The sequence below is a fragment of the Vibrio sp. 10N.222.54.E6 genome, assembly GCF_041473955.1.
Lineage (GTDB): Bacteria > Pseudomonadota > Gammaproteobacteria > Enterobacterales > Vibrionaceae > Vibrio > Vibrio tasmaniensis_A.
Window position 1 is genome coordinate 33,993 of sequence record NZ_JBFRTD010000024.1, and the last position, 22,296, is coordinate 56,288.

At 44.8% G+C, this 22,296-nt stretch carries 20 protein-coding genes and 1 riboswitch; of the genes, 10 read left to right on the plus strand and 10 right to left on the minus strand.

The features are described 5' to 3' along the window. Positions 1–14 precede the first annotated feature (14 nt). The 5 genes from AB4513_RS14855 to AB4513_RS14875 all read right to left on the minus strand — a co-directional run bounded on the left by AB4513_RS14855 (position 15) and on the right by AB4513_RS14875 (position 3,808). Complete coding sequence (locus AB4513_RS14855) at positions 15–1,274, minus strand: ABC transporter permease (RefSeq protein WP_017103586.1); 1,260 nt, start codon at positions 1,272–1,274, stop codon at positions 15–17. Next, positions 1,271–1,987 carry an ABC transporter ATP-binding protein gene (locus AB4513_RS14860; protein WP_102257869.1) on the minus strand — a complete coding sequence of 239 codons (717 nt, stop codon included), beginning with the start codon at positions 1,985–1,987 and terminating at the stop codon, positions 1,271–1,273. The genes AB4513_RS14855 and AB4513_RS14860 overlap by 4 nt, the downstream gene beginning before the upstream one ends. 139 nt (positions 1,988–2,126) lie before the next feature. Then, positions 2,127–2,834, minus strand: a complete 708-nt coding sequence (locus AB4513_RS14865; RefSeq protein ID WP_102257868.1) for a DUF2796 domain-containing protein — start codon at positions 2,832–2,834, stop codon at positions 2,127–2,129. A gap of 41 nt (positions 2,835–2,875) precedes the next feature. Continuing rightward, positions 2,876–3,166 carry a DUF2607 domain-containing protein gene (locus AB4513_RS14870; protein ID WP_083784112.1) on the minus strand — a complete coding sequence of 97 codons (291 nt, stop codon included), beginning with the start codon at positions 3,164–3,166 and terminating at the stop codon, positions 2,876–2,878. Between the two features lie 90 nt (positions 3,167–3,256). Further along, positions 3,257–3,808: a YtfJ family protein gene (locus AB4513_RS14875; protein WP_009847759.1), complete on the minus strand. Its 552-nt coding sequence runs from the start codon at positions 3,806–3,808 to the stop codon at positions 3,257–3,259. A 252-nt stretch (positions 3,809–4,060) separates the two neighbouring features. On the opposite strand from AB4513_RS14875, the gene AB4513_RS14880 reads away from it, so the two are divergent. Then, positions 4,061–4,261 carry a DUF1107 family protein gene (locus AB4513_RS14880; RefSeq protein ID WP_004735283.1) on the plus strand — a complete coding sequence of 67 codons (201 nt, stop codon included), beginning with the start codon at positions 4,061–4,063 and terminating at the stop codon, positions 4,259–4,261. Between the two features lie 271 nt (positions 4,262–4,532). Here the strand turns inward: AB4513_RS14880 and msrA are convergent, their stop codons facing one another. Further along, entirely contained in the window at positions 4,533–5,162 is a 630-nt protein-coding gene (msrA, locus tag AB4513_RS14885) for a peptide-methionine (S)-S-oxide reductase MsrA (RefSeq protein ID WP_009847758.1), read from the minus strand. 212 nt (positions 5,163–5,374) lie between these two features. On the opposite strand from msrA, the gene AB4513_RS14890 reads away from it, so the two are divergent. The 3 genes from AB4513_RS14890 to AB4513_RS14900 are packed head-to-tail and all read left to right on the plus strand — an operon-like array spanning position 5,375 to position 11,244. Continuing rightward, a complete protein-coding gene (locus AB4513_RS14890) occupies positions 5,375–7,087 on the plus strand; it encodes an autotransporter assembly complex family protein (protein ID WP_009847757.1) in 1,713 nt (570 codons plus the stop codon). After that, on the plus strand, positions 7,084–10,842 hold the full coding sequence (locus AB4513_RS14895; protein WP_009847756.1) for a translocation/assembly module TamB domain-containing protein: 3,759 nt from the start codon (positions 7,084–7,086) through the stop codon (positions 10,840–10,842). The genes AB4513_RS14890 and AB4513_RS14895 overlap by 4 nt, the downstream gene beginning before the upstream one ends. 48 nt (positions 10,843–10,890) lie before the next feature. Then, entirely contained in the window at positions 10,891–11,244 is a 354-nt protein-coding gene (locus AB4513_RS14900; RefSeq protein ID WP_009847755.1) for a gamma-glutamylcyclotransferase, read from the plus strand. A 106-nt stretch (positions 11,245–11,350) separates the two neighbouring features. On the opposite strand, the gene fbp is transcribed toward AB4513_RS14900, so the two are convergent. Further along, positions 11,351–12,361, minus strand: a complete 1,011-nt coding sequence (gene fbp, locus AB4513_RS14905) for a class 1 fructose-bisphosphatase (RefSeq protein ID WP_009847754.1) — start codon at positions 12,359–12,361, stop codon at positions 11,351–11,353. A 268-nt stretch (positions 12,362–12,629) separates the two neighbouring features. Between fbp and mpl the strand changes: the two genes are divergently transcribed. From mpl to thiQ, 5 genes are all read left to right on the plus strand, one after another. Beyond that, positions 12,630–13,988, plus strand: coding sequence for a UDP-N-acetylmuramate:L-alanyl-gamma-D-glutamyl-meso-diaminopimelate ligase (mpl, locus tag AB4513_RS14910; protein ID WP_009847753.1), 1,359 nt, complete (start codon positions 12,630–12,632; stop codon positions 13,986–13,988). Between the two features lie 37 nt (positions 13,989–14,025). Further along, positions 14,026–14,649: a flavin prenyltransferase UbiX gene (locus tag AB4513_RS14915; protein WP_009847752.1), complete on the plus strand. Its 624-nt coding sequence runs from the start codon at positions 14,026–14,028 to the stop codon at positions 14,647–14,649. Positions 14,650–14,692: 43 nt separating this feature from the next. After that, a riboswitch (TPP riboswitch) is annotated at positions 14,693–14,812 on the plus strand. Between the two features lie 53 nt (positions 14,813–14,865). Then, a complete protein-coding gene (gene thiB, locus AB4513_RS14920) occupies positions 14,866–15,858 on the plus strand; it encodes a thiamine ABC transporter substrate binding subunit (RefSeq protein ID WP_009847751.1) in 993 nt (330 codons plus the stop codon). Positions 15,859–15,971: 113 nt separating this feature from the next. Continuing rightward, on the plus strand, positions 15,972–17,585 hold the full coding sequence (gene thiP, locus AB4513_RS14925; RefSeq protein ID WP_009847750.1) for a thiamine/thiamine pyrophosphate ABC transporter permease ThiP: 1,614 nt from the start codon (positions 15,972–15,974) through the stop codon (positions 17,583–17,585). Then, positions 17,585–18,289, plus strand: coding sequence for a thiamine ABC transporter ATP-binding protein (thiQ, locus tag AB4513_RS14930; protein WP_009847749.1), 705 nt, complete (start codon positions 17,585–17,587; stop codon positions 18,287–18,289). Before thiP ends, thiQ begins: the two co-directional genes overlap by 1 nt. A 142-nt stretch (positions 18,290–18,431) precedes the next feature. Here the strand turns inward: thiQ and yjgA are convergent, their stop codons facing one another. Beyond that, positions 18,432–18,956 carry a ribosome biogenesis factor YjgA gene (gene yjgA / locus AB4513_RS14935; protein WP_009847748.1) on the minus strand — a complete coding sequence of 175 codons (525 nt, stop codon included), beginning with the start codon at positions 18,954–18,956 and terminating at the stop codon, positions 18,432–18,434. Positions 18,957–19,074: 118 nt separating this feature from the next. Here yjgA and pmbA point away from each other — a divergent pair, with 118 nt between their 5' ends. Beyond that, entirely contained in the window at positions 19,075–20,418 is a 1,344-nt protein-coding gene (gene pmbA / locus AB4513_RS14940; RefSeq protein WP_009847747.1) for a metalloprotease PmbA, read from the plus strand. A 97-nt stretch (positions 20,419–20,515) separates the two neighbouring features. Here pmbA and mgtE read toward each other — a convergent pair whose 3' ends face one another. Next, on the minus strand, positions 20,516–21,871 hold the full coding sequence (gene mgtE / locus AB4513_RS14945; RefSeq protein ID WP_009847746.1) for a magnesium transporter: 1,356 nt from the start codon (positions 21,869–21,871) through the stop codon (positions 20,516–20,518). A 148-nt stretch (positions 21,872–22,019) separates the two neighbouring features. After that, positions 22,020–22,295 carry an HPr family phosphocarrier protein gene (locus AB4513_RS14950; protein ID WP_009847745.1) on the minus strand — a complete coding sequence of 92 codons (276 nt, stop codon included), beginning with the start codon at positions 22,293–22,295 and terminating at the stop codon, positions 22,020–22,022. Position 22,296: the final 1 nt, after the last annotated feature.

Below are 22,296 nucleotides of genomic sequence, written 5' to 3' on the forward strand. Positions count from 1 at the left end.
CGTAGGTTCCTATTTTAGATTCGGATAGTCATGCCATCAGACAATGACTGACGGTAAGCTCTGAAAGCGGGAATAAAGCCAATAATGATTCCGGCAACTTGCACCAACATAAGCAGTTTCCACTCATGAGGTGTGATTGCGGATATCGATATGTTGATACCATAACTTTGTTGCACAATAGGAGCAACTACTGCGATTAGCGCAAACAACACGGCAACACCCAATGTGATACCGAGGAAGGTTAGGGCACTTGCTTCACTGATCAGTAAACCGAACACATGACGAGGCCTTGCTCCCATCGCGCGCAGAATGGCCATCTCTCGACGTCTTTCTTGCAAGCTAGTGAGTAGACTACTCAGCATCCCTAGCAGTCCCGCGATTACCACAAACCCTGAAACAATCAGTAGTGCTTGCTCTGCTACGGCCATCATTCCCCATAATTCGTGAAGCGCAATGCCTGGCATAATGGCGCTCAAAGGTTCTTGGCGGTAGTTATTGATTTCTCGTTGCAGTGCAAAGGTTTGGATCTTCGATTTAAGGCCAACCATCATCGCGGTAATCTGCTTTGGTTGGAAGTCACGTTGCTTTAGCGCTTCAGCATTCGGTGTGTGGCCTAGGTTAGCCCCCGATTCCCAACCAACGTGAATCGCTTCAATGGCCTCTAACGAGACATGCACCGTTTTATCTACTGGTGTGCCGGTTGGCGCGAGTATTCCTACAATGGTGAAAGGCAGGTTGTCGTGGCGACTGAAGGCGACATCACTGATACCGTGCGCCAGAATGATGTGATCACCAATCTTGTAATCTAACTTCTTCGCGACATCGGCACCAATCACGACATCAAATAGCTGATTAAACTCTTTACCTTGCTGAAAAGTAAGTGGTTGCTTACTTCCATAGCGATAATTATCAAAGTAACTATGGTTCGTGCCCATTACACGAAAGCCTTTATGTGAATCTCCCAATGAGATGGGTATCGCCCACTTTACAGCATTATGCTGGCTAAATTCTTGATAGCTTTTCCAGTCGATGTTGTTGGTTGCATTACCAATTCTAAATACCGAATAAAGCAGTAGGTTTACCTGACCAGAGCGGCCACCAACAATAAGGTCGGTACCTGAAATCGTATTAGCAAAACTGCTTTTTGCTTCGGTTCTTACACGTTCAACACCGAGTAATAGAATCACTGACACTGCCACGGTGAGAATCGTCAGAATAGCGGTGGCTTTACGGTTGAGTACGCTTTTTAGGGCTAAGTGAGTAATTACTTTCATACGACAACCTTAGCTTGGTTAACGGTTTTTAAATCTATGGTTCGAGTGAATAGCGTTTCTAATGTTGGATCGTGACTGACAAATATCAGAGTAGACCCGGCTTGATTTGCTTGCTCTAGTAACAATTCGATGAAGGCTTCTCGGTTGTCATGATCCAGAGCCGAGGTTGGCTCGTCGGCAATAATGATTTTCGGTTGGCCGATCAAAGCACGAGCGGCAGCAACACGTTGTTGTTGACCAATGCTCAATTCGGTAACAGGCTTGTCCATTAGAGCTTGAGGTAGCTTTAATCTGAGCAACAACTCTTGAGCGGTTGCTTGCAGGCTGTTCTGACTTTCAGTGACTTGCTGCTTACGAATCTTAGAAAACTGACAAGGAAGCGTCACGTTGTCGATCACTGACAAGTAAGGAAGCAGATTAAATTGTTGGAATATATAGCCAATATGATCGGCTCTGAACTTGTCCCTCTGACGAGGTGTTAGCTGTGTGAGGTCTTGGCCAAGGATAGATACTTCGCCTTGTTCAGCTTGGTTGATTCCGGTCAGTAACCCTAACAATGTTGATTTCCCGCAACCACTAGGCCCTTTGATGAAAAGGTGCTCTTGGGCTTGGATATGCAGTGAGGGGATCTCTAGCGTTGGGGGTAATTCAGGCTTCCAACGAAAGCTGATATTTTCGAGTTTGACCACAAGTGATGAACTGTCAAAAGACATATTAGCTCCAATGATTAAAGCGGTGTATTTACTGGACAGCTATTAGAAAAATAAATTCCCAGAACACACCGATTTGCACAACCAAGTAAGTGACTACTTACTTGGCTGCGTATCTACGTTTAATTCAATCTAATACGGATTAGAATCGAAAACTAATACGATCTGCGTTAAGCACTTCTTGAATTTGAGCGCTGTCAGTTAGAAGGTTTACCGTCATTGATTTTGTGTTGCTGAACTTAGAGAACCATTGAGTGCTCACGGTATCTAGCTTCGCAATATCTGAACATTGGTAATGGTACTCGACAGTGAATTCGCCGTGCCCACCTTCTGAATGGTCGTGGCCTTCATGGTCATCATGATCGTGTTCTGCATGGTCATGGCCTTTGTGGTCATCATGATCGTGTTCTGCATGGTCATGGCCTTTGTGGTCATCATGGTCGTGTTCTGCGTGATCATGGCCTTTGTGGTCATCATGGTCGTGTTCAGCGTGTTCAGCGTGGTCATGGCCTTCATGGTCATCATGATCGCCTTCCAAGGTGTTCGTCACCGACTTGAACTTCAGAGTACAGCTTGCATTTTTGAAACCAAATAGCTCATCTGGCTTGTTTAATTGCGCAATCGCTTGTTCAAATACTTTCTTTTGCTCAGCAGTTTCTGGAGCATGTTCAAAGCCAACCACATCAGCGCCGGGAGCTGTTACTTCAACAAGTAGTTCTTGCCCATCTTGAGCGATGTTCACCTCAACTTTACCGTGCACGTGTGCTTCGTGAGAGCGGAATTCTTCGTTAGCTAGAACATTAGTAGAGACAGTCATACCGATAACAACGGCTAGAATAGTAGGTTTCATGTTTTTTTCCTGAATAAAGGTTAATTAAAAAGTAGTGGTAATTAAGAAATCTTTACAGGAGGTGAACGTGCTAAATAAGCGAAATACAGGCGCTGTAACGAAATGACTGACTCTGTGATAGCGACAGTAAATTCCGAATGGAACTCTGGGATCTGTGGAAGTGAATGCGCCGTTATGAACTGATTTATCGAAAACAGCTCACAGTGATGTGAAGAGTGATGATGTGGGTCGATATCTACAATATGTGTCGCTGCTAACACGCTCAACATGAGCATCAGCCCAAGCAAGAAGCCTGTTTTACGTTTCACATTATTAGGTGTGTTTTTCCACATCAGGATGATTAACCACAGAATTAAAAAAGGATACTGTTATAATATAACAATATCCTTTGGTCAGGTCTCGAAAAAGACGCGAATATCTTATTAAAGGCTCGCTTTAATCAACTCAATAACTTGAGTGACTTCTGAGTCGTTTAATGCCCCTTCTTTAACAAACAATATTTTACCTTGCTTGTCTTGAACGATAATCGCTGAGCTCTCTTCTTTTAAAGCCCATGATGACGCTACGGTTCCGTCTTCATCTAGCACCATAGAAGACCATGGAAATTCTTCTTTGCTACTTTCTGCTGACGATTTAACAAAAGACCCAGTTCCCCAAATCGCATCATCTTGGTTGATGATGGTAGTGGTTTGGTAGCTGTCTTCTGCGAATTTCGATGCTGTAATTGCTGCCATCAGTTGTGCGTTGAGCTCTTTCGAGCTGCTACGGCCAGCAATAGCTTGAACGACGCGAACTTTACCTAGAAGATCATTGGTTGCCCAAGCTTGATATCCAGTATTTCCGTCGTTTAGTACGATTTCACCATAGTTGCTAACATCGACAGCAGGCAGAGTTGCACCGACTGATAGATTATGAGCATTGGCGAAAAGTGGAGAGGCTGCGGCTAAAAAAGCCAGTAGAGTTTTGTTTTTCATTATATTTTTGTTCCGCTTATTGGTTTGCTCTGGAAGTATAATATGAAATTTGAAAAATGCCTCTTTAACTTTTTTATCGTACGGTGTGGAAATAAGTTGCAGGCTTGTTACCAAAAGGTATAATGCATCAATATCGAGATGAACAATAGATTATCTTGCTGTTTGCTAAAGGAATTAGCGATTTAATGTGCTTTGAATACGTTGGTGTTCAGGTACGTGGCTGTAGTACTCAAATGGAATTGAGGTTGTATTATGTTAAGAAAATTTTCTACTTACCGTCCACATCAGGTGGCGCGTTTCGTTAAAGTCCTGTTCAAAGGCCAGTTTGCTATAGAGGGTATCGGAGAGTTTCGCTTCGACCAAGGCAAGGTGCTTCTTCCTGAAGTTTCAGACAAACAAAAGCTAACGATTTTTAAAGAAGTTAACGGCACCATTGCTGCGCTGCCGGTGTAACTGACTGTTATAGATTTGCATTTCGTCAAATAGATTTCCAATGAAAAAGGGCTTCCTAGCGGAAGCCCTTTTTTAATGGATGTTGTTCTAGTTTGTATGCCTAATACCAATCGTAGTAAATAACTGTTCATCTTAGCTGGTTAAAACACTCGATAACATCGTTAGAAATTTTGATTGTAGAATAACTACTTATCGAAAATTTCTGCCTTGTTCTCAAGCATTTTTCCTGCGCTATTTATGATCACTTACTTACTGTGATTGGTATAACACATTATTGCGGAGGGAAGCACACACCTGTTCCACCCAATCCACAATAACCATTCGGATTTTTAGCTAAGTATTGCTGGTGGTAGGTTTCTGCGAAAAAATATTTTCCAGCAGGCAGAACTTCCGTTGTGATTTCGTTGCCCAATGATTCAGTCATTGCTCGTTGGTATTCACGTTTAGAGTGCTCAGCGATAGTCTGTTGTTCTTCGCTGAAGGTGTATATCGCAGAACGGTATTGAGTCCCTAAATCGTTGCCTTGGCGCATCCCTTGAGTTGGGTCATGACGCTCCCAAAAGGTTTCAAGTACTTGAGCGAGAGATGTTTGTTCGCTATCAAAAATGACACGAACGACTTCGGTATGGCCAGTTTGTCCGCTACATACCTGCTCATAAGTGGGGTTAATCGTGTATCCACCAGCGTAGCCAACAGATGTTGAAATAACGCCGTTCAACTGCCAGAACAAACGCTCAGCTCCCCAGAAGCATCCCATACCAAGTAGGACTTCTTGTTGAGAACCCGTAGGTGTATTGAGCAAGTCAGTTTGATTGACGAAATGGCGCTCAGTGATTCGGATTGGGTCAGCATTTCCCGGTAATGCGGTTGCTGCGGAAACCAGTTGTTGTTTGTTTAGCATATTATATTCCTTTTCGCATACGTTTACCGCGTTAGTTAACATTAGATCTAGGTTTATATTAACTGGAGGCTCATATTAACGGCTGGTTAATATTGATTAAGTCTTTACATTAGACCGTGTTATTACCAGATTTGTTACAGACTCAATGCCTTTTTAGCGGTATGATTTCTTTTCACTTATTAACGTATTGATAACTTCTTCACCAATTAAACATGATAAGAAAAACTTTACCAGTTCTGATTGGCACTCTACTGTCATCGACATTCGCTTTCGCTGACGTTTCCCTTGATATTAAAGGGTTGGATGGCGCGCTTGCAGATAATGTGGATGCTTATCTGAGTGCGATTCCTGAAGAAGAGTATTCGGTCTCATTAAGATTTCAATCTCGCTTGGAGTCGATGATCAACGAAGCGTTGAATGCATTAGGCTACTACCAACCTAATATCACATTTACTCATTCTGAAGATGATACCGAATTGACTGTTACGGTTGAGCCGGGAGAGCCGGTTGTTATTTATGCTTCAGATATTGTTCTGACTGGTGAAGCCAAAGATGATCCTGATTTTTTGGCCTTAATAGCTAAGAGCAAGTTGTCTAAAGGTTCGATTTTGAATCATGGTAATTATGACTCTTTAAAATCATCGATCCGCAATCTTGGATTAGCGAAAGGTTACTTCGATGGGGCGTATGATCTTAGCAAACTAGAAGTCGCTCCTGAATTAAACCGCGCTTATGTCCGCCTTCATTATAACAGTGGTATTCGTTATCACTTTGGCTCTACTCAGGTTACTGGTAGCCAAATAGAAGAAGAGAAGGTGCAGTCACTTAAACCATTTGAAGATGGCGAACCTTACTCGATAACCAAAGTTGGTGAATACAACCAAAACCTTTCCAATACGGATTGGTTCTCTTCAGTCTTTGTTGAGCCTGATTTAAGTCAATTGGGTGAAGGTCGAGAAATTCCGATGAAGGTAAGCCTTGCTCCGCAAGCGCGGAACCAAATTGAAACGGGTATCGGTGTATCAACAGACTTGGGTGTAAAAGGTACCCTTAAATGGAAGAAACCTTGGGTTAATGAGAAAGGTCATAGTTTTAATAGTAGTTTATCGATCTCCAAGCCTGAGCAGACGATTACGGCGGCTTATAAAATCCCATTGGATGACGTGCTTAATGACTACTATCAAATTAAGTATGGAATGAAGAATCTGGATAACCGTGATACCAAGAGTTTGGAGTCAAACTTAGCCTTAGAAAGGTACTGGCGTCTAGATAATGGTTGGCAACGCACGGTATTCATTCGATACCTAGTCGAAAACTATAAACAAGGTTTACAAGACGATTTGGCGCAGTTTGTGTTGCCAGGTGTCTCTTTCTCACGCACTCGAACCCGAGGCGGTTCAATGCCGATGTGGGGCGATAAACAAACCATCATGGTTGAAGCGGCTGATGATACCTTGTTATCTGAAACCCAAGTCGTACGTTTTCAAGGGCAAACCGCATGGATTCGAAGCATTGGTAATAACCACCGAGGTTTAACCCGCCTTCAATTCGGCGGAAACTTTGCGGACGAATTTGATAAGTTATCTCCTTCTTTAAGATTTTTTGCGGGTGGTGATAATAGCATCCGTGGTTATGGCTATGAGTCTATCTCTCCTCGAGATGAAAGTGGCGCACTAACGGGGGCGAAATTCATTGCAACCAGTTCGTTTGAATACCAATATCGCTTAGTTGGGAATTGGTGGGGAGCGGCTTTCTACGATATTGGTGATGCATTCAATGACACGCCAGAGTGGAAACATGGTACTGGTGTCGGGATTCGTTGGGCGTCCCCCGTCGGTCCTGTGAGTTTAGATTTTGCTTGGGGTCTAGATGCGAAAAAAGGTGATGAGTTCCAACTGCACTTTAGTTTAGGGCCAGAATTATGATCAAAGTGGTGGGTAAGTGTATCAAGTGGGCGTCGATTTCATTGACGTCGATTTTGCTATTGTTAATCGCCCTACTAGGTTTTGTTTTGTTCACCAATTCGGGGTTGAATACTGTGTTGTGGGGCGCCGAAAAAGCATTGCCACAACTGAAAGTGGAAAGTACTAAAGGCGCTCTTTTCCCAAGCTTTACGCTTAACAATGTTCAGTTTAAAGATGATAGCCTACATATCGATACCAAGGTTGAAAATTTGGCATTGGCTATCAATCCGCGCTGTCTGCTCGACCCTCAAGTGTGTGTTGACCGCTTAGCGATTCAAGGGCTGGATTTCGCACTTACTGAATTGCCACTAGCTTCTACAGAAGAGGCAGAACCTACTCCGCCCGTAACATCGGTAAAAACACCACTACCAATCGTCATTAATCGAATCGCTTTATCTGATATCAAACTGAATATCTTAGGTCATGAAATTGAATGGGGTTTGTTCTCTACTGCCCTGAGTATGCAGGGGGAAAAGCTGACAGTATCGCCAACTTTATTCAATGATCTTAAGGTTAAACTTGCAGAGTCTACTGAAGATCCACAATCAGAAATAGTCGAGCCAGATACTGCAACTAAGACAGCTATCGAGTTGCCTGAAGTTTGGATTCCTTTGCAGGTTGTACTTGAGCGTTTTGATCTCAACCGTTTCACTCTAGAACAAGAAGCACCAATTGTTGTGAATCACCTCGGGTTAGAAGCTCGCGCGGGTAAACACACGGTTGACGTTTCCAGTCTCGAACTCGATATGCCACAAGCAAGCGCGAACCTAACGACGAAGGTTGAGCTCAAGGGCGGCTATCCGCTAGAGCTTTCTTTGGGTGCGTTGGTGAAAGAAACCGATCTTGCTGGTCAGAAACTGTCTCTGAAAGCACAAGGCAGCGTGGCTAAGTTAAGCCTAGAGTCTCAGTTCTCCGAATTGATTGAGGCAAAGTTGTCTGGGGATATTCAACCCTTAGAACCGACTCTGCCATTTGACCTTCTTTTAGAGGGAGGTAAAGCGCAATGGCCTTTGACAGGTAAAAGTGACTACCAAGCTGCAATTGAGAAATTCAAAGCCGATGGTTCATTAGATGGTTTTAATGTGCAGCTTAAAGCTGAAGCCGATGGTAAGGAGATACCTGCCTTAACAATAGATCTACAAGGTAAAGGCACCACGGAACAGATTGAACTTGAACGCTTGAAACTGAATACCTTGGGTGGCGAACTAAATGGTGTAGTTAAAGCTAACTGGAAGAAGCTCGTTAATTGGCAAGCCGATGTGACGCTCAAAGACATACAACCGGGTCTGCAGTGGCCAGAAGCCGAGGGTAACATTAGCGGAAGCATCGTAACTTCGGGTGAACTGACACAAGCGGGTGGTTGGGCGATTGAACTACCTAAGCTCGATATCGAGGGGATCCTACGAGAATACCCTCTGGATATCAAAGGGCAGTTGTCAGCGTCAGATCGCAGCGCGAGCGGTGAACCTAAACTGAAAACCAGTGGTTTGAGCTTGGCTCACGGTGTTAATTCGATTAAGGCTCAAGGGCAACTGGATAAGCAATGGGGTATGGGCGTTGCGATTAATTTTCCACAGTTAGATAAGAGTGTTCCAGAGCTGACGGGTAAAGTGATGGGTAATATCCAGCTTAGTGGCCCAACGAAAGAGCCAAAGGTCGATCTCGCACTTAATGTTGATAAGGTCGATTGGAATAACGAAGCAACACTAGAATCCTTATCGCTTAATGGCTCAGTGGTTCCTCTGCCATTGCCTGAAGCTCAAGCCGATCTTGTATTGAAAGCTAAGAACTTAACCTATCAAGAACAAAATGTGGAAAGCATTGATTTAACCGTGAATGGCGGTGAGAAGCAGCATACCGTAACACTTGATGTGATATCCGATATAGTGTCGACCAGTTTGGCTATCTCTGGAGAATTGATTCAGAAGCCTTCTCTTATTTGGGATGGGTCGTTAGACAGAGTCAGAATTACCACTCAACAGGGGCCTTGGGTATTAGACCAACCCGTTGCGATTAAGGCGGATGTCGATAAGCAGTATGCCGACGTTCAAGCGCACTGTTGGAAGCAATCGGGTTCGAGCGTGTGTCTGGATGAGGATATCCGCGCTGGAAAGTCAGGTGAGGCCAAACTGGGCGTTAACCAATTCGACTTTGAGCAGATCCAAGCCCTCATGCCTAAAGAAACGCAATTACAGGGCTTAGTCAATGCGACCGCTTATGCCAAATGGTCGGAACAAGGTGAACCTGAGGTGACGGTAAGCGTCGATATGCCGAAAGGTCAGGCTGTTCAACAAGTTGGTGAGCCAATCACACTCGGTTGGGAAAGCGTTGCATTGAATGCCCAACTAAAAGACAACCAACTGAACGCCGACTTTAAGTTGGATGTGTCTGATAATGGTGACCTGTCTGGCACGGTGTCGTTACCAGACATTCTCGCAGAAGACAAAATGGTCGATGCGGCAATTAAGCTGACAACTTTCCATTTGGACTTCTTACAGCCAATCCTCGGCGAATACAGCCTGTTGAAGGCCGATCTTGAGAGTGACCTACAGGTAAAAGGCTCTTTGATGCATCCTCAAGTCTTTGGTCAATTCTCTGTTGATGGTATTCAAGTCAAAGGCGATGTCACACCAGTCGATATTAAAGATGGTCGTATTGACCTCGATTTTGACGGCTACAGCGCGAAGTTAGAGGCCAATGTTGAAACACCCGATGGTCACCTTGATATCGAAGGCTCCGGGGACTGGCAGGATCTTAAAGCATGGCACTCTAACGTTAGAGTGTTTGCTGATGAGTTGATGGTTGATATTCCACCTATGGTTAAGGTGAAGGTCGTGCCTGATATGACCATTGATGTCACGCCAGAGCTTGCAAAAATTACGGGTGATATCGCATTACCGTGGGGACGTATCGTTGTCGAAGACTTACCACCGTCAGCGGTCGGCGTCTCTTCTGATCAAGTTATCTTGAATAAAGATCTTGAGCCAGAGAGCGAAGACACGATTCCATTCAATGTGATGACCAATATTAATATCTCCATTGGCGATGACTTTAAACTGTCTGCTTTTGGTCTTGAAGGTGATTTGGTCGGCAAGCTCAACGTGGCTCAAAAAGACCAAGGTCCTTTTATCACAGGTGAGGTAAATATCGTCGATGGTACTTACCAATCCTTTGGACAAGATCTCTTGATCAAAGAAGGTAAGATTCTAATGAATGGGCCTCCGGATCAGCCATATGTAGCGATCAATGCGATACGTAACCCTGATAATACTCAGGATGATGTGACTGCTGGTATTCGAGTGACAGGCCCGGCGACAGAGCCGACCATCGAAATTTATTCTGATCCTGCGATGCCGCAAGCCAACGCGTTGTCTTATATTTTGCGTGGTCAAGATATTGATGGTGAGTCGAATGGTTCAATGACAACGACCTTAATTGGCTTAAGCTTGGCGAAGAGCGGCAAGGTTGTCGGCGAAATTGGTGAGGCTTTTGGCGTACAGGACTTGCAATTGGATACTGCAGGCTCTGGAGATGACTCCCAGGTTACGGTCAGCGGCTACATTCTCCCTGGTTTACAGGTGAAGTATGGCGTAGGTATCTTTAACTCGTTAGGTGAGTTTACTGTTCGTTATCGATTGATGCAGGATCTCTATGTTGAAGCCGTATCGGGGCTAGACAGTGCCGTGGATCTTCTCTATCAATTTGAATTCGAGTAACACTTGAGTCGTGAATGATTAGCGGATTACGAATGCTGAGGAGGGGTTATGCAGCAACTTGTTTTTGTTTATGGAACCTTGAGGCAAGGTCAGTCCAACCACCACTATTTGCAGCAGTGTGAGTGCTTAGGAAGATTTGACACCCCTGAGGAATACGCTCTTTTTGATTTAGGTGCCTATCCAGCGATGATTTCTGGAAAGAAAAATGTCGTTGGCGAGGTCTATACCATTAACGACGAAGTTTTGGCTTCGCTCGATCGGCTAGAAGATGTTCCTGTTGAGTATCGTCGCGAACAAATAGAAACTATATTTGGATTAGCATGGGTATATTTGTATCAGCTTGATCTAACGGCTAATAAAGAAATACTTTCGGGTGACTGGTGTAAGCGGGACAATCCGTAATAGTTATCTATCCGTAACATCTATGTATTCTGAGTTGTCGAACAAAAAGCCAGCATGTAAATGCTGGCTTTTTTAATGGCGTTAACTTGAAAAATAAGCGAGACGGTTAGTCTCGGTTAAGTTCAAGGAACTCTTCTACTTTTTTCACCATGTTCTTAGAACCGACAAAGAAAGGCACACGTTGGTGCAGTTCTGTTGGTTTTATATCCATGATGCGTTGGGCGCCATCGGAGGCAATACCGCCAGCTTGCTCCATGATGAAGGCTATTGGGTTGCACTCGTACAGCAGACGTAGTTTACCCTGAGGGTGGCTTTGCGTACTCGGGTATAAGTAGATACCGCCTTTCAGAAGATTACGGTGGAAATCTGATACTAGAGAACCGATGTAACGTGATGTGTAAGGGCGGTTGTCGCTTGGCTCATTTTCTTGGCAGTACTTGATGTACTTTTTAACACCCGTAGGGAAGCGAATGTAGTTACCTTCGTTGATGGAATAAATCTTACCTTCATCAGGGATCATCATGTTTTCATGAGACAGACAGAAGGTGCCCAGAGATGGGTCGTAGGTGAAGCCATTTACACCTGCACCAGTTGTGTAAACAAGCATAGTTGAAGAGCCGTAAATTACGTACCCCGCGGCTACTTGCTTGTGTCCTGGCTGTAGGAAGTCTTCTTGTGTTGGTGGGGTACCAACAGGTGATACTCGACGGTAGATAGAGAAGATTGTCCCAACAGATACATTGACATCGATGTTTGAAGAACCATCAAGTGGGTCCATCAGAACGACGTATTTTGCGTTTTTGTTGAGCTCTTTATTGAAGGCGACAGCTTCGTCTTCTTCTTCACTTGCAACACCACAAACTTGATCACGAGCTTCTAGAGCCGCTTTAAACTTGTCGTTCGCGTAAAGGTCTAGCTTTTGCTGTTCTTCACCTTGAACGTTGTCTGTACCAACAGCGCCAGTGATGTCGACTAGACCAGCCTTGTTGATCTCACGGTTAACAATTTTTGCAGCAAGTCGAATAGACGACAAAAGGGATGATAGATCACCGCTTGCATGGGGGAAGTCACTCTGTTTCTCAACAATGAACTCACCAAGGGTGCGCATCTCAGACATGTTATTTCCTTAAACTTCTCTCAATATTAGGGGGATTTGAGCACTATAGAATTTGCCTCTTACTCGGACTTTATTCACCTAGACGCCTACTTAAATTCTAAAGGTTAGATCTTTTTAATGGTAATGAACTAAGCGACGCAGATCTCACTTACTATGTCGACTAAATTTGTTTTGCATTGCTACTCGCTTTTAATCGCCATTTAATGATAATGAGTGCAGTAGTTTGATTTAGACATGGTTCATTTAGCCAAGCGTTTGGAAGCAATTTATGCATATTCATATCTTAGGAATTTGTGGCACCTTCATGGGAGGTGCTGCGGTATTGGCTCGTCAATTAGGTCACAAGGTTACCGGTAGTGACGCGAATGTTTACCCACCAATGAGCACTTTGTTGGAGTCTCAAGGGATTGAAATTATTGAAGGGTTTAACCCAAGCCAGTTAGAACCAAGGCCTGATCTCGTGGTGATTGGTAATGCGATGAGTCGTGGCAACCCGTGTGTTGAGTATGTATTGGATAACAACCTTAGATACACCTCAGGCCCGCAATGGTTGCAAGAGTTCTTGTTGCATGATCGTTGGGTATTAGCGGTATCGGGAACGCATGGCAAGACAACAACATCGAGCATGCTGGCTTGGATTTTAGAAGACTGTGGCTATGCGCCTGGCTTCTTAGTGGGCGGCGTGTTAGGTAACTTTGGTATCTCTGCTCGCCTTGGTGAAAGCATGTTCTTCGTGGTCGAAGCTGACGAATACGACAGTGCTTTTTTTGATAAACGATCTAAGTTCGTTCACTACCACCCAAGAACCTTGGTAATGAATAACCTCGAGTTCGATCATGCTGACATCTTCGATGATCTTGAGGCGATTAAGCGTCAGTTCCACCACTTAGTGCGCACTGTGCCAGGTAATGGCCGAATTTTCTCTCCTAAAGAAGATACGGCGATTCAAGATGTTTTATCTCGCGGATGCTGGAGTGAGACAGAATCGAGTGGTGAACAAGGTGATTGGGATGCCAAGAAGCTGGTTAAAGACGGGTCTCAATTTGGAGTGTACTTCCAAGGCGAATGCGTAGGAACTGTCGACTGGAATTTGGTTGGCGACCATAACGTCAATAATGCTTTGATGGCGATTGCAGCTGCGCGACATGTAGGGGTGACACCTGATTTAGCGTGTGAATCGTTGGCGAAGTTCATCAACACCAAACGTCGTCTAGAGTTTAAAGGCGAAGTGGCAGGCGTTTCTGTCTATGACGATTTTGCTCATCACCCAACGGCAATTGAACTTACGCTGAGCGGTTTACGTAATAAGGTCGACACGAAAAAAATAATTGCCGTTTTAGAGCCTCGTTCTGCCACAATGAAACGTGGAGTGCACAAAGAAACGCTGGCTGATTCGTTGAAGCAAGCGGATTCTACTTACTTATTCCAACCCGATAACATTGATTGGTCAGTACAAGACGTCGCCGATGCGTGTCACCAACCCGCGCACGTGAGTGATAACATGGATGCATTCGTTGCTAAAATTGTCTCTGAGGCACAAGCGGGTGACCAAATCTTGGTAATGAGTAATGGTGGCTTTGGTGGTATTCACCAGAAACTGTTGGATGGATTGGCACTCAAAGGCTAACGCATCCTCGACCTTATAATTTGAAGTAATTGAGAACATGACAAAACACGATAAAGCGATAACTCTGGCTTTCACTGGCGCATCCGGTGCGCCTTATGGCCTGCGTTTACTTGAATGCCTTTTGGCCGCCGATTATCAGGTCTACTTGCTGATATCATCGGCAGCGCGAGTAGTGTTGGCGACCGAGCATGAACTTAAGTTACCTGCTGGGCCAGATGCTGCGAAACAAGCTTTGGTTAAGCATTTAGATTGCGACCCAGAAAAGCTGGTGGTGTGTGGCAAAGATGATTGGTTCTCACCGGTTGCCTCTGGTTCAGCAGCACCGAAGCAGATGGTGGTGTGTCCATGCTCTGCGGGAAGCTTGGCATCGATTGCTCATGGCCTATCAGATAACTTGATCGAGCGTGCAGCAGACGTGGTTATGAAAGAACGAGGACAGTTGTTGTTGGTGGTTCGTGAGACGCCATTTTCTACGTTGCATTTAGAGAATATGCACAAACTCTCGACCATGGGCGTGACGATTATGCCTGCAGCTCCGGGTTTTTATCATCAACCTAAGTCGATTGAAGACCTGGTCGACTTTATGGTGGCACGTATTCTTGATCACCTTGGTATCGAGCAAGGTTTAGTGCCACGTTGGGGTTACGATCAACGTAATTGATCCAAACTTGATGGCTTATTGTTAAAAATCAAATTACAATCCTGAACACTCATCGGGGAGCGAACCATTCAAATAATGAATGCGAGCTGAGATCAAGCAAGTGCTTGGGACCCGTAAACCTGAACCAGATAATGCTGGCGTAGGAATTGAGTTAGGAACAACCTCTACCGTTCTCCTCCCTCAAACCTGTGCCGCTCAGACCATGGAGAGCGTCCAGTGAAATTAACATTAACAACTCTTGCTGTTACTACAGCCATCTCTTTTTCTGCCTTCGCAGCAGACAACACCTTAACGGTTTACACTTACGACTCTTTTGCTGCGGATTGGGGCCCTCGTCCTGCCGTTGAAAAAGCATTCGAAGAAAAGTGTGGTTGTGATGTGAATTTTGTCGCGTTAGAAGATGGAGTGTCTATTCTAAACCGCTTACGTCTTGAAGGTGGCAACAGCAAAGCTGACATCATTTTAGGCCTAGATAATAATCTCATGGCTGAAGCGAAATCTACAGGCTTATTGGCTGAGCACAGTGTTGATACATCATCTGTGACGCTTCCTAACGGTTGGAACGACAGTACCTTTGTTCCTTATGATTTTGGTTACTTTGCGTTTATCTATAACAAAGAGAAGCTAGCAAACCCGCCAAAGAGCCTGAAAGAACTGGTTGAGCAACGTGACGATCTTAAGGTTATCTATCAAGATCCACGTACATCAACACCAGGCCAAGGCATGATGCTATGGATGAAGTCGGTTTACGGTGATGAAGCAACTGCAGCATGGAAGAAGCTTGCTCAGAAAACTGTGACTGTGACTAAAGGTTGGTCTGAAGCTTACTCTATGTTCCTAGAGGGCGAGTCTGATTTAGTGTTGTCTTACACAACTTCCCCGGCTTATCACATCATTGCAGAAAGTGATTCTAAGTACGCAGCTGCAAGCTTTGAAGAAGGTCATTACACTCAAGTGGAAGTGGCAGCGAAGGTTAAAGGTAGCAAGAACGAAAAGCTTGCCGATGAGTTTATGGCATTTATCTTAAGTGATGAGTTCCAATCGGCGATGCCTACTGGCAACTGGATGTACCCAGTGACCGATGTTGAGCTACCAAAAGGGTTCGAGCAACTTACGGTTCCTCAGAAAGCGCTAAGCTTCACACCAGAAGAGATCGCCGAGAAGCGTAAGCCTTGGATTCGTGAATGGCAGAGTGCACTTACTTTTTAACTTATTATTTAAGAAAATGAGTTTTCTAACGTACTTTTAAAAAACTAGCTTTCTGTATTTAAAGGTTCATTCGTTATGTTTGGAGTGAACCATTTACGGTAAAAAATCGATTTATGATAAAGAAAACACCTAAGGTCGGGGTTTGGGTTGCGATACTCATTACCGCCTTCGTGGTTTCAGCAGTTGGGGCATTGCTTAGCAATGCCCCTTCTCTTGATATCAGCCAAGTATGGTCCGATCCTTACTATTGGCATGTAACGAAATTCAGTTTCTATCAAGCGACACTCTCAACGATGCTGAGTGTTGGCTTTGCTATACCTATTGCTCATGCTCTATGTCGCAGACAATTTTTTGGACGGGCCTTGTTGTTAAGGCTGTTTGCTTCGACCTTGGTTTTACCCGTATTAGTTGGCGTATTTGGTTTGCTAGCTATTTATGGTAACAGTGGTTGGTTAGCTAAATTTCTGGCGAACTTCGATATTGAATTGCCATTCTCGATCTATGGGTTGAATGGTATTTTGCTCGCACATGTCTTCTTTAACCTGCCTTATGCTAGCCGTTTACTTTTACAAGCTTTAGATACCGTACCTGCCGAGCAGCATAAGCTTTGTGCTCATTTGGGTATGAGCCATTGGAATAAATTCAGATGGGTTGAATGGCCTCGTTTAAGACAGCAACTGCCACATGTGTGTGGTTTGGTCTTCATGCTGTGTTTTACCAGCTTTGCTACCGTGATGGCACTAGGCGGAGGACCTAAATCAACCACTATCGAACTCGCTATTTATCAGGCGATTAAATTCGACTTTGACCTGCAGGCTGGTGCCTTGCTCGCGATATGGCAAATGCTGCTGTGTGGTGTGCTAGCTGTGAGCATTCAACGCCTATCGAAACCTATTTCAGTGACAGCCAGTCAATTGTCGGAAGAGAAATATTTGGTTAAGGATAGCTGGTGGTCAAAAGCTTGGGATAGCTTTTGGATCATCACCGTCTCAATGCTGGTATTGCCGCCATTAGCTATGGTTATCGTCAGTGGCATTAACTCGCAGGCATTAATCGTACTGAGCAGCGAGCCGTTTTGGGCTGCGTTAATGACCTCGGTTAAAGTCGCGTCATTAGCAAGTGTTATCGCGGTTGGTATTGGTATCGCCATACTGCTGACTAGTCGAGCATGGCGCTTACAGAATAAGAATTTTCGAGCCGATAAAATCGAGCTGATTGGCACTATTATCTTAGTTACTCCCGGGCTTGTGATCAGTACGGGGCTCTTCTTATTACTGCGTTCATTCACCGATGTTTTCAGCTTAGCTTTCTTTATCGTGATTGCAGTAAACAGTTTAATGGCGCTTCCTTACGTAATTAAAACCTTGGCTCAACCTATGCTGCATTTGTCTCAGCAGTATCAGTATGTGTGCGCAAGTTTGGGAATGACTGGTTTCACGCGTTTTAGGCTAGTGGAGTGGCGTGCATTGCGAAAACCGATGGCACAAGCTTTCTCGATCAGCTTTATGTTAGCAATGGGTGACTTAAGTGCGATTGCTTTGTTTGGTAGCCAAGATTTTAGAACTCTGCCTTTGTACCTATTCCAATTATTAGGCAGCTATCAAATGGAAGCCGCAGCTGTGGTTTCCGTGAGCTTACTGTTACTGAGTGTTGGCAGCTTTAGCCTGATTGAATTTTTATTTACTCGAAGATCTAAGCTCGATGCTAAAGAGTTGAGGAACCGATGATGTTAGTGATGAAAGATGTGGACTACCACTATCACAGAGAGTTGTTTTGCTTTGATTTTCAAGCTGAGCAGGGCGATATTGTTGCGCTGATGGGGCCAAGTGGCGCAGGTAAATCAACGCTGTTGGCATTGGTTGCTGGGTTTATTGAGCCCACTTCGGGTGAGATCTCTGTAGCGGGACAATCACTGATTGGCAAAGAAGCACATCAGCGTCCATTAGCGATGTTGTTTCAAGAGCACAATTTGTTTGCCCATCTCACCGTACGTGAAAATATTGGCTTAGGCTTGCATCCAGGGTTAAAGCTTACGGCAACTCAAAAGCACGAAGTCGAACAGGCCGCTGCACAAGTGGGTGTCGCGGAGTATTTAGATAGATTGCCTGAGCACTTATCGGGCGGTCAACGTCAGCGTGTCGCGTTAGCTAGATGCTTTGTTCAGCCTCATGATATTTGGCTGCTTGATGAACCTTTCTCTGCGCTTGACCCTTTGCTTCGTGAGGAAATGCTTAACCTTGTTAGGCGATTAGCCGCCGAGCGAAACATTACGGTATTGATGGTTACTCACCACTTAGGTGATGCACGCAGTATCGCAAATAAGTTCGTTTTTGTAGCGCTAGGTAAGGTGTTGGTTGCAGACTCGATAGAGACACTGACGGCTGAACATCCACAGCAAGAGCTAAGCTCGTTTGTTAAAGCGGGTGAATGATAATTTTTCACTCCTGTGAGTACTTCTTAATATTGAGTACTTATTGATATTGAGAGCTTCTTGATATCGAGTGCGTCAAAAACAAAAAGACCTAGCATGCGCTAGGTCTTTTATTATCTTTCTGATTAAAGGGCGGCGAAGATTAGTCGCCTAGCTTTAGCTCTTTTAAGATTTGGAATATTTCACGAGAAGACTTAGCCGGTTTGTTTGCCGCTTTCTCTTTGTTAGCTTGACGAGCGAGCTGACGAAGACGTTGACGGTCTGCTTCAGGGTACATTTCCATAACGTCTGAAATGGCCGCATCGCCTTCTGCAACAACACGATCACGCAGTTGTTCTAGTTTGTGCAGTTCAACTGTTGCTTGAGAGTGTTTGTTGCGAATCTTATCTAAAGCCGCTTGAATTGGCTCTGGATCGACACTGCGCATTACTTTACCAATGTATTGAAGTTGACGGCGTTTCGCTTCATTTTTAAAGCGTTGTGCATCTTTAATCGCTTGTGCCAAATCTTCAGACAGCGGAAATTTGTCTAATACAGAAGGCTTTAGGTCAACAAGCTCTTCTCCCAGCTTTTGCAGGGCGTCCATGTCCGTTTTCATTTCTGTCTTACTTACCCAGATGATTTCTTCTTCTGGTTCCCATGGGGCTTTTTGGTTTTTGCGAGCCATCTTTTCTGCCTATGTCACTATCTCAAACGAATATATTGCCTATTTTAGCAAGAATCTTGGGGAGAAAGCGAAATTCTTGTTATCCTACGTAATATTGACCTAAAAAATTAGAATAGATATGGATGTAAAACAGCAAGTCGCCCAACAACGAGTTGAGCTAGAAGCCGCAGTAGCTAAAGCGTTGGATATGGCATCAGTGAGTGCAGACGCCGCTGAGGTTGCTATTACTAAGTCAACGGGTTTAAGTGTTTCAACACGTATGTGTGAAGTGGAAAACGTTGAATTTAATAGTGATGGTGCTCTAGGTATTACTGTTTACCGCGGTCAGAAAAAAGGCAGCGCATCTACATCTGATCTGAGTGAGAAGGCAATTGCTCAAACAGTCGCGGCTGCGCTTGATATCGCTCAGTACACTTCTGAAGACCCGTTTGCTGGTCCTGCCGCAAAAGAATACATGGTAAAAGAAATTCCAGATTTGGATCTTTTCCACCCTGATGAACCAAACCCTGACTATGCCGCTGAGATTGCAATTGCTGCTGAGAAGCAAGCGCTAGCTTATAGCGACAAGATCAAACAGAGTGATGGCGCAAGCTACGACAGCCATTATGGCGTTAAGGTTTATGGTAACAGCCATGGCTTACTAGCCAGCTACGCTTCAAGTCGCCATAGCACGAGCTGCTGTGTGATTGGACAAGGCGCTAACGGTGAGATGGAGCGAGACTACAGCTACACCGTTGCACGTCACCGTGATGAGCTATGGACGCCTGAGCGCGTAGGTCAAGAAGCAGCTGAAAAGACAATTAGCCGTTTGGATGCGAAAAAGCTACCAACAGGCCAATACCCAATCATGTTTGCTAACGATGTCGCGACTGGCTTGATTGGCCACCTTGTGATGGCGATCAGTGGTGGTAACCTATACCGTAAGTCATCGTTCTTATTGGATCACCTAGGTCAGAAAATTCTACCTGATTGGTTTAACATTTCTGAGCGTCCTCATATCTTACGTGGTTTGGCTTCAAGCCCATTCGATAGCGAAGGTGTGTTCACTCAAGATCGTGAAATCATCACTGATGGTGTGTTAGCAACTTACCTGCTAACTAGTTATGCCGCACGTAAAATGGATATGACACCAACAGGCCATGCTGGTGGTATTCATAACTGGTTCGTTAAATCAACGGGTCAAAACTTTGAGCAGATGCTAAAAGAACTAGGCACCGGCTTCCTTGTGACTGAAGTAATGGGTCAAGGCGTTAATACCGTGACCGGTGATTATTCACGTGGCGCAGCAGGTTTCTGGGTTGAGAATGGAGAAATCCAATACCCAGTATCTGAAGTGACGATCGCGGGTAACCTAAAAGACATGTTCACTCAGATTGTTGCGGTTGGTAACGATGTTGAAACGCGTTCACAAATTCAAACGGGTTCTATCTTGCTTGAGTCGATGAAAGTCGCGGGTGACTAATGAAGTTAGCGCCAATATGATGAATTAAAAAAGGGAGCCGATGGCTCCCTTTTGGTTTTCTGTATTTCGCCAAAAATAGGCTAGCTGCTTATGATAACTAGATCAGTATGGTTGCTAAGCCTAAGAACACCGATAGGCCAATAACATCGGTTACTGTGGTCAGTGCCATACCGCCTGCCAATGCCGGGTCGATATTCATCTTTTTCAGCATTACCGGGATGGTTACACCGGCGATACCAGCGACAATCAAGTTGGTCATCATCGCTGCTGAGATGATGCCTCCCAGTATCCAGTTACCTTTCCAAGCAACCACAATACCACCAATGATAACAGCCCATAACACGCCGTTTAGGAAGCCGATGGCCGCCTCTTTGAGTAGTAGTTCGCGTTTGTTACTGTCACCGATATGACCGAGTGCTAAACCACGAATCACAAGCGCAACGGTTTGGTTACCAGCAACCCCGCCCATTGAAGGTACGATAGTCATTAGAACCGCAATCGCTGCCATTTGGTCGAGTGTTGCTTCAAACATATTGGATACAGATGCAGCAGCAAGTGCAGCGAGTACGTTGGCACCCAACCAGACACTACGACGACGAGCAGATTTTACGACTGGAGCGAAGGTATCTTCGTCATCGTCCATACCCGCCATGCTCATCATTGAGTGCTCGGCGTCTTCACGGATAACATCAACCACGTCATCGATAGTGATACGACCAACAAGATGCTGGTTACTATCAACAACGGGTGCAGAAACCCAATTACGACGTTCGAACAGACTGGCGATATCGGAAGCACTGGTTTCAACCGCAATCGCTTCGTCAGCATCTTCCATCACTTCGGAAACCTGAATATCGGGCTGAGTCGTTACTAGTGTGGTAAGCGATAGGTTACCGATCAGACGTTCTTCTTCATCAATAACATACAGAGCATCGGTTGCGTCGGGCAATTCGCCACGCATACGCATATAGCGCAATACAACGTCGACATCGACGTCGCCACGAATCGTGATTACGTCGGTATTCATGATCGCACCCGCTGAATCTTCTGGGTACGAAAGGGCGGTTTCTACTAATGCACGATCGACGGAGTCCATTTGAGAAAGGACTTCGCGAGAAACATCGTCGGGTAGGCTTCGAAGTACGTACGCGACGTCATCGGTTTCCATACCTTCTGTTGCTTCTGCCAAGGTTTCTGGTGCCATTTTCGACACAAGCGCATCTTTGACGTCTTCGTTTAGTTCATCAAGAATTTCACCGTAGTCTTCTGGATCGGTGAGTTGCCAGAGTACGTCACGACTTTTGCGAGGGGAGGCTTCTAAAAGGTGTGCAATATCTTCAGGTTCCATGTCCTGAAGTTGTCGACGTACGTGAACAAATCGGCCGTTTTCTAGGGCTTCGCTGACTTCTTGGAGGGTTTGGTGAGCTTGGTCGAATTCTAATTGCTCTGCCATATTTTCCTCCTATTTCATTATTCTAACAATGCTTGGGATAGTAACTTAATTCTGGGGCTTATTTAAATCATAAACTTAGCTAGAACTAATATTTAATACTGGTTGGTTCGAAGTTTGAGTCTTCAGTGTTGTCAGTGACTCGTTTTCGCTACTCACCCTCATCAAACTTGTCTTCAATGAGGTGGCAAACAGCATCAAGTGCTTGTTGTGAATCGGTGCCTGTAGCTTGGATCGTGATGTGTTGCCCTTGCGCTGATTCCAGCATAAGCAAACCCATCACACTGTCTGCAGTTGCGATTTTATCTTCTTCGCTATGGATAGTGATAGTTGCATCAAAACTTTGGGCAAGCTCAACCAATTTTACGGCTGCTCTAGCGTGAAGACCCAAGCGATTTTGGATCAGTACAGTTCGAGTTAATTCCATG